This window comes from Natrarchaeobius versutus, assembly GCF_041205745.1.
Lineage (GTDB): Archaea > Halobacteriota > Halobacteria > Halobacteriales > Natrialbaceae > Natrarchaeobius > Natrarchaeobius versutus.
In genome coordinates this window covers 149307-161577 of record NZ_JBGFCC010000005.1, presented here as the reverse complement: position 1 = coordinate 161577, position 12271 = coordinate 149307, and the positions used below count along the sequence as shown (strand labels likewise).

The following is a 12271-nucleotide window of genomic DNA, read 5'->3' as shown; positions in this document are numbered from 1 at the left end:
CTCACTCGAGGGCGACGCCCTCGGGGCCGCGGGGGAGGTAGCTCCGCCCGCCCGGGTCGGTCTGGAGTTCGCCGTCCTCGACGACGACCTCGCCGCCGACGACGGTGTGGGTCGGAAGCCCGGTTAGCTCCTCGCCGTGGAACGTCGAGTATCGGGGCTCCATCGTGTGATAGAAGTCGTCGTCGACAACAGCCGACTTCTCGAGATCGACGATCACCATGTCGGCGTCGGAGCCTTCCGTGAGTGCGCCCTTGCGCGGGTACAGCCCCCAGCGCTTGGCGTTGTTCTCGGCACAGACCTCGACAAGCCGTTCCATGCTGATGCGGTTCTTGTTGACGCCCTCGCTCATCATCACGGGGAGGAAGTACTCGATACCGTTGTTGTCGCCGGGAATCGCGTCCCAGATGTCGCCGTGTTTGCCCTCGTCTTTCTCCTTGAACTCGATCTTGTGCGGGCAGTGGTCGGTTCCCATGTAGTCGACGACACCCGTCCTGAGTCCCTCCCAGAGGCGCTTTTTGCTCTCCTCGCCACGAAGCGGTGGGGAGATCTTCCCCCAGACGCCAAGCTCCTCTTGCTCGTAGGTGTGTGAGAGAAACGCCGGGAGCGTCTCGGCGTGGAGGTTGACCCCTTTCTGCTGGTATCGTTCACAGATGTCGACGCCCTCGCCCGTGCTCATGTGGACGATGTACGCCCGCGAGTCGGTGTACTCGGTGAGCTGTCCGATCTGTTCGATCTGCATCGCCTCGCAGATGTTCGGCGCGGCCTCGTTCCAGGCGGCGAGATCGTTTCTGCCCTCCTCCTGGAGTTCCTTGCGTCGCTCGATCGCGAGGTCTTCGTTCTCGGCGTGGAACATCACGACGCCGTCCGGGATCTCCGAGACCTTGTCGAGTACTTTGTAGGTTCGACCCGCATCGGAGTGGTCGATCCCGAGTTCCGGCGAGGCGTGTTTGTACCAGTTGAAGAAGACCTTGTAAGAGCGAATACCCTCCTCGGCTAACTCCTCGATCTCCTCGACGTGGTGGTCCTGGTGGACGATCGCGTGGTAGGCGAAGTCGATGTAGGAGTTCTCCTCGCCCGCACGTTTGAAGAAGTCCATATCCGGCACGTACGGCTCCTTTTGCAGGAGGAAGTTGACGACTGTCGTGACGCCGCCGTGGACCGCACCCCGGGTTTCGGTCTCGAAGTCGTGCTCGAGGCCCTCGTGGTACTCGAACTCGTATCGGGACAGCCCCCAGTGAACGTGGGGATCGATGAAGCCGGGGATCAGGTAGTTGCCCTCGGCGTCGATCTCTCGGTCCGCGTCGGGAAGGTTCGATTCGGTGCCGACGCCGACGATGGTGCCGTTATCAGCCGCGACGCCGCCGCTCAACGTTCCCTCCGGCGTGACAACTCGTGCGTTGACCACGCGAAGGTCTACTGTCGATTCGACCATACGCTCACACTCTCGTGGATCTACTTGAGTGTACCCCGTTCGCGCCGGGCCGAGAGACTGGTCCCGACCATGCGAGTGATCGCGCCGACCAATGACCGCACAATCGGCCTGAATCGACGGCCGTACGGCACAACGTTTATGTCTTAAACGGGTAACGTACTAGTATTGCATGAGCACGGATAGCACAGGCGAACACGACGGTCCCGTCACCGAAGAGATCACCGTGACCGTCAACGGCGAGACCGTTACGGCCGAGGTCGAACCGCGGCTCAAGCTCTCCGATTTCCTCCGCAACGAGTGCGGACTCCACGGCGTTCGCGTCGGCTGTGAGCACGGAGTCTGTGGCGCGTGTACCGTCCAACAGGACGGGCGGTCGGTCAAGAGCTGTCTCTCCTATGCGGTTCAGGCCGATGGGATGGCGATCGAGACCGTCGAAGGCCTCGACGAGGACGGCTCGCTTCACCCCATTCAGGAGGCGTTTCACGAGACCCACGCCCTCCAGTGTGGGTTCTGTACCAGCGGCTTCGTGATGGCGACCAAAGAGCTCCTCGAGGAAAACCCCAATCCGACCCGCGAGGAGATCGAGACGGGCCTGGCGGACAACATCTGTCGGTGTACCGGCTACCAGAACATCTACGAGGCCGTCGAACGCGCGGCCGACCGAATGGAGGAAGAGTAATGTCCCGATCACAGCCAACCGAGACCGACGCCGAGACGGAATCGGTATCCGAAACCCAGTCGTTCACCGGTCAGGGGCTCCCGCGGGTCGAGGACCACCGCATCCTGACCGGCGAAGCCGAGTACATCCACGACGTCACGCCGGAGAACTGCCTGCACATGGCGCTCGTGCGAAGCATGCACGCCCACGCCGAGATCGTCGATATCGACACGAGCGAGGCCGAGGACCACCCCGGTTGCGAACTGGTGCTCACCGCCGAGGACCTCAAAGCCGACTACCACCCGATGCCGACCGGCGTCGGCCGGATCGAGATCGGGGCGACTGGCGAGGCCGTCGAACTCCCCGAGTGGTCGCTGGCGGACGAGAAAGTCCGGTTCGTCGGCGAACCGGTCGTCCTCGTCGTCGCCGCCGACCGGTACGCGGCCGAGGACGTCGCCGACCTCGTGAACGTCGAGTACGACACCCTCGACGCCGTCGCCGACGGGATGTCCGCCCGCGAGGATGAGGTCGTCGTTCACGAATCGATCGGGACGAACGTCGTAGACCACGAACACATCGAGTTTGGCGATCCCGAGACCGCGTTCGAGGACGCCGATCACGTCGTCTCCGGCGAGTACTCCTGGGGTCGGATCTCGGGCGTCCCGCTCGAGACCGCTGGCGTCGTCGCGACCTACGACGCCGACAGCGACTCCTTCGACATCGACTGTAACATCCAGTTACACACGCTCGTCGACGACACCATCTACGAGACGCTCGGCTACGACGCCGACGACGTCCGGGTGAACGTGCCGCCGGACGTCGGCGGCAGCTACGGGACCAAGATCGCGATCCATCGCTACTGCTGTCTGGCCGCGATGGCGAGTCAACAACTGGATCGGCCGATCAAGTTCGTCGAGGACCGCATCGAGAACCTCCAGGGCGGCGACATGCACTGTTCCGAGCGCGAGTACGAGATTCGGATGGCCGTCGACGACGACGGAACGATGCGGGGACTCGACGTCTGGTTCGTCGACGACTTCGGCGCGTTCCCCCGATATCCGATCAACCAGGTACTGAAGCCGCTGTCGGTGGTGACCAACTCCTACGAGATCGACGACGTCAGCTACGAGTACGACCTCGTCCTCTCCAATAAGACCTCCCAGACCGCCTACCGCGGCTTCGGCGTCGACCCACACATCTACGCCCTCGAGATGATCGTCGACGAGGCGGCCCGCGAAATCGGGATAGACCCGACGGAGTTCCGGCGGAGAAATCTGATCACGCCCGATCAGATGCCCTACACGCTGCCTTCGAAGAACCTCTACGACTCCGGGGACTACCCCGCGACGTTAGACCGGATCCAGGAGATCATCGACGACGAGCGCGACGGCGGCCTCCTCGATCCCGAGGTCGTCGAGGCCAAACGCGAGGAGGGCAAGTACCGCGGCGTCCAGTCGAGCGTCATCATCGAACCGGGCGTCAGCGGCTCCGACTGGACCGACCGGCAGCGATCCAACCGCGAGGCCCTCGAGAACCGCTCGCGCGAGGAGGTCGACGAACTGCCCGAACACCTCCGCGCCGAACTCCGGGAGGACGGCACCGTCCGCGCGTACCTCGCGACCGACTCCTCCGGGCAAGGCCACCAGACGCTCGTCTCGCAGTTGCTCGCGGACGAACTCGCCATCTTGCCGAGCGAAATCGAGGTCGACTACCTCGACAGCGTCGACGCGCCCACCGAGTACGGCAGCGCCGCCTCCCGAATGGCGGTGATGCTCTCGGGAGCGACTGTCGGCGTCGCCGAGCGCCTGATCGAAAACGCCGAGGAACTCGCGGCCGACCACTGGGACGTCTCGAGCGACGACGTCCGATACCGCGACGGAGCCGTCGAACGGCTCGATAGCGACGACTCGTTCTCGCTCGCCGACCTCGCCGATATCGACGCCGACCGGGACGAGCGACTCACCCGAGTCAGCTACAACTACGACCACCCGGCGACCGAACACGAGGAGTTCGACGACGCGCTCAGACAGAAGTTCCCGGTCTACCCGACGGCCGCCTTCGGCGCGAACGCGCCCATCGTCGAAGTCGACGTCAAGACCGGCGAGGTCGACATCCTGAAGTTCTACACCGTCCGCGACTGCGGGACGATGCTCAACCCGATGATCGTCGAGGGACAGGCCCACGGTGGCATCGCTCAGGGCGTCGGCGCCGCCCTCCTCGAGGAGTTCGGCTACGAGGACGACGGCCAGCCCCAGGCGATCACGCTGTTCGATTACCTGTTGCCGTCGATCGAGAACGTCCCCGAGATCGAGATGGAACACACCGTGACGCCGTCGCCGTACACCGAAACCGGCGCGAAAGGCGTCGGCGAAGGCGGAATGATCGACGCCCCCGCGAGCATCGCCACGTCGATCAACGCCGCACTCGAGCCGCTCGGAATCGACGAACCCGCCGACAGGATTCCGGTCGCACCGGACCACCTCCTGAAGAAGGTTCGCGACGCCGATCAGTAGCGTCGGTCCGCCGGATTTTTCGAACGTGCCGTTCGCCGCCGATCGACGAGTTCGACCGTTGCCAACCGGACTCGAGTGTCGATGTTTTGCCGTCAGTCAGACTCGAGTGTCGGTGTTTTGCCGCCACTCAGACTCGAGTGTCGGTGTTTTGCCGCCACTCAGACTCGAGTGTCGGTGTTTTGCCGCCACTCAGACTCGAATGGCCGTCAGTCGGCGTGCCGTCAATCGCGTTCGAGTCTCACCGGGTCGGGGTCTGTCAGGCTCGAGTTTCGCCGGTCGCACCGAACTGGGTTTTCGTAGAAGGAGCCGCGATCAGTCGTCGGACTCGAGGGCGACGTCGTCGGCGTCCTCGGGGGCGGCTTCGAGTTTCGACTCGGCTTCGACGCCCTCGTCCGCTTTCGCCTGGAGGTCGGCGAAGAACTTCTTGACCAGTCGGTTCGTGACGCTTTTCAACGCGCGGCCGCCGAGGCTCGCGATCGTTCCCGAGACGTCGGCGGTTGCCGACCACGCGACGGTCGTTCCGCCGTCGTCGTTTTCGCGCAGTTCCATCTCGGCGGTCGTCTCGAACTCGTTTCGGGGGGCGTGACCCACCGCGTTCATCTCGAGGGCGTCCGGCTGGTCGGCCCGGGTGACGACGACGTCGACGTCGAACTCGGGTTTGACGCTTCCGACGCCGACGGCGAGTACCGCCTCGATCTCGTGGGGCGATTTGAGGGTCATCTCCTTACAGCCCGGCGCACACTCCGCGAGCACGTCGGTGTCCGTAAAGTACGGCCAGAGTTCCTCTTTCGACTGTTCCATCTCGTTTTCGCCGGTAAATTCTAACATAAGGTGAGTGTGTGAAATTCGATTTCGATTAGCTATCGGTCGCGCGTTCGTACGACGTTTCGAGCGAGCGCACCGCGTACTCGCCGGCCACTTCCTCCTTGTACTCTCGATCCGCGTGCATCTCCCCTTCGGGATGGACTGCCTCCGTCACGATGTCGCCGACGTCCTCGAGCCCGCTCGCCGAGAGCGCCTCGCCCTCGAGGACGGCTTCGGCGTCCTCGACGCGAAGCGGGACGTCCGCGGCGTTCGCCAGCGCGATACGGGCGTCTTCGACGACCGGTTCGTCGGCCGACGGATCGTCGACGCGGATCGCGCTCGCGGCGCTGACGGTCGGCCAGGTCTGGGCGGCCCGTTTGAGTTCGAGAAACGCCATCCCAGATCGCTCGGGCGGGAACGGCTCGGTCGGTACGGAGACCGACTCGATCAGTTCTTCCTCGCGCAGGTCCGTAAACATGTACGCGATGAAGTACTCGTCAGCGGGGACGGTTCGCGTCTCCTCGGGTGAACGCAGGTGAAGCGATCCCTCGAGGGCGACCAGCGCCGCGGGATAGTTGCCCGCCGGATCGGCCTCGCCGATGCTCCCGCCGACCGTCCCCTGATTGCGAACCGACGGGCCGGCGATCTGCTCGGCCGCTTCGGGGAGCATGGGGACGATCTCGGCGAGGCGATCCGAGCGCTCGAGCGTTCGATGACGCGTCATCGCGCCGATTCGGATCTCGCCGTCTCGCTCGTCGACGTAGGCGAGTTCGTCGACGCCGTTTAGGTCGACGAGGTGCTCCGGCGTCGCCAGTCGGTTGGCCATCACGATCCCCAGCGACTGGTTGCCCGCGAGGAGTTCGACTTCTTCTAACTCGGCGAGCAACTCGAGGACGTCCTCGACGGTTTCGGGTCGGTGGTGAGTAAACGGTGCTGGTTTCATAGCTCACCGTAACGGTTCGAGGCGTCGGCTCGTCGCCGGACAGCCGTCGGTCCCGCTCGGCCGTCGACGGGTGAGGAGATACTACGTCGATACTGGGGTGTGGTGCGGGTGGTCATGTGACTATCACACGGACATCGTATGATTTACCGTAGCGGACTAATAAGTGTTGGTGCACGGCCCCAGTGGCAGACAGTTCTTCGGCGTCGAACCGGAAGAGCCCGATCGGTTACTGTAGCTTTAAGTGGACGGCCGCACATTTCCAGTTATGCTCGATGGCTACGAGATGTACGACCTGACACAGCCGTGGTCACAGGACACGCCGGCGTGGCCCACCTACGACAACCCGAAAGTGTGGTACGAAAAGAGTCTCGACACCGAGAAGGTAAACGGACAGAAGATCGAGTTCATGAACCACACGGGCACCCACCTCGACGGTGAGAAACACTTCGTCGCACACGGCCGCGACATCGAATCCGTGGGTCTCGACGAACTCGTCGGCGACGGCGTCGTCGCCGACATCTCTGACAAGGTCGGCGACTACGACGTCTACACGAGCGAGATGATCGAGGACGTCTGTGACGTCCGCGAGGGGGACATCCTGTTCATCCACACGGGATTCCAGGAGTACGCCTGGCACAAGGAGAACGCGGATCCGCACCGCTTTTTCTGTAAACACCCCGGCCCGAACGCCGAGTTCGCGGAGTGGTGTAAAGAGATGGATATCAACTACCTCCTGCTCGACTGCGGGAGCGCGGACCACCCGATGAACACGGTCATCCGGGACATTCGGCCGGAACTCGCCGCGGAGGCGCGCGAGCACCTCGGCGTCGACGACTTAGACGAGATCTTCCCGCCGGAGGGCTATCAGTTGATGCACACCGAACTCTTCCCAGAGGGAATTATCCACGTCGAGAACGCACAGGTGCCCGAGGAACTGCTCAACGAGCGCGTCCAGATCGGGACGTTCCCGTGGCGCTTCCGCGGCGGCGAGTCCAGCGTCAGTCGCTGTGTCGCGTTCAAGTAATCGACTCACACGGTTTGCTGTACCGACGCCCCGGCCCGATCGCAGTCCGTGTCGCGGTTGCGCCGGCAATGACTTACAGTAGACCGTATCAACGCTTTTGACTCCGGCCGCCGATGGCGATCTATGACGCTCGAGACTGACCTCGTGGTCCGAAACGCCGCGGTCGCCGGCCGAGACGACCCGGTCACGATCACCGTTGCCGACGACCGTATCGTGTCGATCATTGTCGACGACCCAGCCGAGGACGAGTGGACGACGTCCGACGACGGAGATCCGACGATGATCGACGCCGACGGCGGGCTGGTCGCCGGCGGATTCGTCGACCCGCACGTCCACCTCGACAAAGCCTACGTCGCTCCCGACCTCCCACCCAACGAGTCGGGGACGCTCGCGGAGGCCATCGCGAGCATCCACGAGCGCAAGGCCGACTACACGCTCGAGGACGTGCGTGACCGCGCGATCCGCGCGATCGAGGCCCACGCCCGCAACGGCTGTACGCGTATCCGGACCCACGTCGACGTGGACACGATCGGCGGCCTAACGCCGCTCGAGGGCGTCGTCGCCGCCCGAGAGGCCTGTGGCGAACTCGCCGACGTCGAGATCGTTGCCTTCCCCCAGGAAGGGATCGGACAGGACGAGGGGACCGCCGACTTACTCGAGCGCGCACTCGAGTCGGGCGCCGATCTGATCGGTGGCATGCCGGACAACGAGCGAACCGACGCCGACCGCCGTGCACACGTCGATATCTGCCTCGATCTCGCCGAGCGCTACGACGTCGGCGTCGACATGCACGTCGACGAGACCGACGACCCCGCGGCGCGATCACTCGAGTACCTCGCGGCCGAGGTGATCGATCGGGGGTTCGACCGATCGGTGACGGCGGGCCACACCTGTGCGCTGGCCGCCTACGACGATGCGCACGCGGCGCGGGTGATCGATCTCGTCGCCGAGGCCGGCCTGTCCGCGATCACGAATCCGCCGACGAACCTCGTCCTGCAGGGTCGCCACGACGCTCACCCGAAACGTCGCGGCATCACGCGGGTGGACGAACTGGTCGAGGCGGGCGTCACCGTCGCCGCCGGACAGGACTGCCTGCTCGACGGATTTTACCCCTACGGCCGGGCGAGCATGCTCGAGACGGCGCTGTTGACCGCCCACGCGGCACAGCTCACGACGGCGACAGAGCGGCGATTCGCGTGGGCGTTCGTAGCCGGGAACGCGGCATCGATTCTCGAGGTGGAACACGGGATCGAATCCGGAAACCCGGCGACGTTCAACGTGTTCTCGAGCGACGTCGAGAGTCGCCACGAGGCGCTCAGACGTGGCCGTCCGCCCCGCCGGGTGATCCACGAGGGGGCGGTCGTAGCCGAAAACGAGTTCGAGTCGACGGTCCGGCGGGGGCGCTAGCGCTGGAAGTCGATCGGTTTGTCGACGGATTCGCCGTCGTCCTCGCGGACGACCTGTGCGCTCGCGGGTTCGGTTCGGGCGATTTCGCGTCCCTCCCGCAAAACGAGCGTTCTCGGCGCTCGCGTTCGAAGCGCGTTGAACGCATCCGGCGCATCGTAGACGACGAGTGAGCCCTCTCCACCGTCGACGAGGCCGTACTCCGATGCGTCGAAGACGCTCGCGTTCGCCGTCGTGAGCATCTCCCACAGCACCTCGACGTCGCCTCGGCCGCTCATGTGGGCGTAGTGTAGGAGGACAAACGCCGCGTCGAGCGGATCGGCACAGCCGTAGTGGTACCAGGGATCCATCACCGAGTCGTGACCGAGGCCGACGGTGACGCCGGCCGCTTGCAACTCGTCGATCCGGGTGTGTCCGCGCCGGCGTGGGTAGTCGTCGTAGCGCCCCTGCAAGACCGCGTTGTCCGGCGGGTTGGTGATCACGTCGACGCCGCTGTCGGCGAGCAGGCTGGTCACTTTCGCCGCGTAGCTGTTCGGATACGAGTGCATCGCCGTCGTATGACTCGCCGTCACCCGATCGCCGATGGCGCGTTTGATCGCCTCGCTCGCGAGTACTTCCGTAAAACGAGAGCCCGGATCGTCCGTCTCGTCGATGTGGAGGTCGACGGGTCGACCGTAGTGCTCGGCGAGATCCATCGCGAGTTCGACCGACGCGACGCCGTCCTCCCGCGTGTGTTCGTTGTGCGGAATGCCGCCGACGACGTCCGCACCCAACTCGAGGGCTTCTCGGAGCAGGTCCTCGTGTGATTCGTCGGTGAAGATGCCGTCCTGTGGGAAGGCGACGACTTCGAGATCGACCAGATCCGCGACCTCCTCGCGAAGCTCGAGCAAGGCCTGCAACCCGGTCAACGTCTCCTCCGTCGTGTCGGCGTGAGTCCGGATCCGGGTGACGCCGTTTGCGGCGTACCACTCCACGGCGCGTTCGGCACGATCTTTCACGTCGTCGGCCTCGAGAGACCGCTTTCGGTCGGCCCAGACGCTGATTCCCTCGGCGAGCGTTCCCGACTCGTTCCACGTCGGCTCGCCCGCGGTGAGCGTCGCGTCGAGGTGGACGTGCGGTTCGGAAAGCGGCGGCGTGACGAGCCGACCGTCGGCGTCGTAGTGCGTCGAGTCGGAGTTCGCTGCGGGATCGATCGACCCGGCGGGCTCGAGACGGGAGATGCGTCCGTCGTCGATCTCGAGATCGATCGACGATCCGTCGATCGTCGTCGCGTCGGTGATAACCCAGGTGGGCATACCAACCGATTTCGTTCGAGTACAATAATTGTTCTGGACGTGACCACCCGTACACTGTCTGGGCGAAGTGATTGGTAGATTGGTTACAACTGCTGGTACTGTTGGTCAAATGCGAAAAGATTGATTACTGATCGGTCGGCTTTCGTGAGTCATGGCAACACCAGACAAAGGTTTCGACTGGCGGCGCCTCGTCTTCGGGGACGAGAGCCTCCCCGATCCAGACTATCCGCTCGAGCACGTACCGAAAAGCGAACGAAAGGGGTTACTCAGCCTCTCGGCGGTCCTGCTGGGATTCGTCTTCTTCGCCGGGACGATGTGGGCGGGTGCGGAAGTCGGCGCGGCGATGGGCTTTCAAGAGATGATGGTCGCGATGGCGATCGGCCATCTCATTCTCGGCGGCTACGTTGCGCTCCTGTGTGGAATCTCCGCCAAGGCGGGGCTGACGACCGTCTTGTTGGCTCGCTACTCGTTCGGTCGGGTCGGCGCGAAGTGGGCCGATCTCCTGTTGGGCGGCACGCAGGTCGGCTGGTTCGGCGTCACCATCCCGATGGTCGCGATTCCGACGGCGACGTACTTCGGCCTCGAGACCGCGGCGATGGTCAGTGGAATGATCCTCCTCTGGGGCCTGTTGCACATGATGACCGCCTACTTCGGCTACGAGGGGATGGAGAAACTATCCTACGTCGCAGTTCCGGTGCTCGTGATCGTCGGATTGCTCTCGATTTTCCTCGCGGTAGGCGACGTGGGTGGGATCGACGGTCTGCTCGGACAGACCGGAAGCGCCGAGATGTCGCTCGGACTCGCGGTGACGATCATCGTCGGGACGTTCATCAGCGGGGGGACGCAGGCGCCCAACTGGGCGCGCTTTGCGATCAACTCGAGAGTCGCCTTCTGGGCGGGCCTGATCGCCTTCCTCGTCGGAAACAGCTTTCTGTTTCTCAGCGGCGCGGTCGGCGGCGCGGTCTACGACGTCACTCCGCAGGGTGATCTCTATCAGGTGCTCGTCGCCCAGGGACTCGCGACCGTCGGTCTGATCGCGTTGATCTTGAACATCTGGACGACGAACGACAACGCCGCCTACGCGTTCGGCGTCGCCGGCGCGGAGGCGTTCGAGTTCGATCGCAAACGGCCGTTCGTCCTCGTGGGCTGTACGATCGGTATCCTCCTCGCACTCGCCGGCGCGGACGGGCTCCTCTTGCCCTGGCTCGAACTGCTCGGCCAGTACATCCCGCCGCTCGGGGCGGTCATCATCGCCGACTTCCTGCTGTGCTGGAAGCTGTCCGTACCGCGAATGGAGTCCGTTCGGTTCGCGGGCGTTCGCTGGACCGGCATCCTCGCGTACCTCGCCGGCTGTCTCGTCGCGGTCCTCACCGCTGGCTCCGTTCTACCGGGGATCGGAGCGCCCGAACTCCTGCCGGGCATGGCGGCGCTCAACGGCATGATCGCGGCCGTGATCGTCCACGTCGTCGTCTACTACGCCCTCGAGGAGACCGGCGTGCTCCCGGGTCATCACGTTCCCGACCACGCTGAACGGCTCTAGTGGCGTCCCAAGCCTGAACTGATTAGCGAAATCATGCGGCGGATGTCGATTTCGCTCATCAGTCGACGCTTGGAGGGTACTAGAAGCGGATGCCGATCGTCGCTCCCTTATCGTACGACGAGAACCGGAATCGGCGACCGTCGTGCGACCTTCTCCGCGACGCTTCCGAGCAACACGCGAGCGACGCCGTCGCGGCCGTGACTGCCGATGACGACCAGGTCGTGTCCACCCTCTTCGGCTCGCTTCTCGATCAGCCGATCCGGTCGTCCCCGCCCTCGTTCCGTTTCGACCGTCGCCCCGAGTTTCTCGCCGCGGTGACGGGCCGACTCGAGGATCTCCTCGGAGTGTTCGAGTTCGGGTTCCTCGTCCGGGACGTCACCCGTCATACCGGAGAAGACTCCCATGTCGCCCTTCCCGGCCTCGACGACGTGTAACGCCGTGATCGTCGCGTCGGGAAACGTCTCGATGGCGTACTCGAGTGCCTCGTCTGATCGTGTCGAGCCGTCGACCGGCACCAGGATGCTGTCAGGCATGTCTAGACGTTGACCGGCCAGGACCTTAGCGCTTGGCCGACTTCCAGGAATTCGAGAACGAGCCGCGGAATCGATGGATTTCCACTGAGCGGTAGCCGACGGATTTAGGGTTTCGGGGGAGAACG

10 protein-coding genes are annotated in these 12271 nt (G+C 64.2%); 5 read left to right on the top strand and 5 right to left on the bottom strand.

Translation table 11 applies throughout. The features are described from left to right. Position 1: 1 nt before the first annotated feature. Positions 2-1432 (bottom strand): dihydroorotase, encoded by a 1431-nt coding sequence (locus AB7C87_RS12860; protein WP_369729875.1) that lies wholly within the window; start codon positions 1430-1432, stop codon positions 2-4. Positions 1433-1601: 169 nt separating this feature from the next. On the opposite strand from AB7C87_RS12860, the gene AB7C87_RS12855 reads away from it, so the two are divergent. Together AB7C87_RS12855 and AB7C87_RS12850 are read left to right on the top strand one after the other, a co-directional pair. Continuing rightward, the gene (locus AB7C87_RS12855; RefSeq protein WP_369729874.1) at positions 1602-2111 is read left to right on the top strand and encodes a (2Fe-2S)-binding protein; all 510 of its coding nucleotides are present in this window, start codon (positions 1602-1604) and stop codon (positions 2109-2111) included. Beyond that, positions 2111-4603 carry a xanthine dehydrogenase family protein molybdopterin-binding subunit gene (locus AB7C87_RS12850; protein WP_369729873.1) on the top strand — a complete coding sequence of 831 codons (2493 nt, stop codon included), beginning with the start codon at positions 2111-2113 and terminating at the stop codon, positions 4601-4603. Before AB7C87_RS12855 ends, AB7C87_RS12850 begins: the two co-directional genes overlap by 1 nt. A 312-nt stretch (positions 4604-4915) precedes the next feature. Here the strand turns inward: AB7C87_RS12850 and AB7C87_RS12845 are convergent, their stop codons facing one another. Next, on the bottom strand, positions 4916-5431 hold the full coding sequence (locus AB7C87_RS12845) for an SRPBCC family protein (RefSeq protein WP_369729872.1): 516 nt from the start codon (positions 5429-5431) through the stop codon (positions 4916-4918). 28 nt (positions 5432-5459) lie between these two features. Further along, positions 5460-6350, bottom strand: a complete 891-nt coding sequence (locus AB7C87_RS12840; RefSeq protein ID WP_369729871.1) for an FAD binding domain-containing protein — start codon at positions 6348-6350, stop codon at positions 5460-5462. A 265-nt stretch (positions 6351-6615) separates the two neighbouring features. Between AB7C87_RS12840 and AB7C87_RS12835 the strand changes: the two genes are divergently transcribed. Both AB7C87_RS12835 and AB7C87_RS12830 read left to right on the top strand, forming a co-directional pair. Then, positions 6616-7374, top strand: coding sequence for a cyclase family protein (locus tag AB7C87_RS12835; RefSeq protein ID WP_369729870.1), 759 nt, complete (start codon positions 6616-6618; stop codon positions 7372-7374). 123 nt (positions 7375-7497) lie between these two features. Next, a complete protein-coding gene (locus AB7C87_RS12830; RefSeq protein WP_369729869.1) occupies positions 7498-8781 on the top strand; it encodes an amidohydrolase family protein in 1284 nt (427 codons plus the stop codon). Here the strand turns inward: AB7C87_RS12830 and AB7C87_RS12825 are convergent. After that, on the bottom strand, positions 8778-10073 hold the full coding sequence (locus AB7C87_RS12825) for a cytosine deaminase (protein WP_369729868.1): 1296 nt from the start codon (positions 10071-10073) through the stop codon (positions 8778-8780). The genes AB7C87_RS12830 and AB7C87_RS12825 overlap by 4 nt on opposite strands. A gap of 151 nt (positions 10074-10224) precedes the next feature. Between AB7C87_RS12825 and codB the strand changes: the two genes are divergently transcribed. Beyond that, positions 10225-11613: a cytosine permease gene (gene codB, locus AB7C87_RS12820; RefSeq protein WP_369729867.1), complete on the top strand. Its 1389-nt coding sequence runs from the start codon at positions 10225-10227 to the stop codon at positions 11611-11613. A 107-nt stretch (positions 11614-11720) separates the two neighbouring features. Here the strand turns inward: codB and AB7C87_RS12815 are convergent, their stop codons facing one another. Continuing rightward, on the bottom strand, positions 11721-12146 hold the full coding sequence (locus AB7C87_RS12815) for a universal stress protein (protein WP_369729866.1): 426 nt from the start codon (positions 12144-12146) through the stop codon (positions 11721-11723). Between the last annotated feature and the right edge of the window lie 125 nt (positions 12147-12271).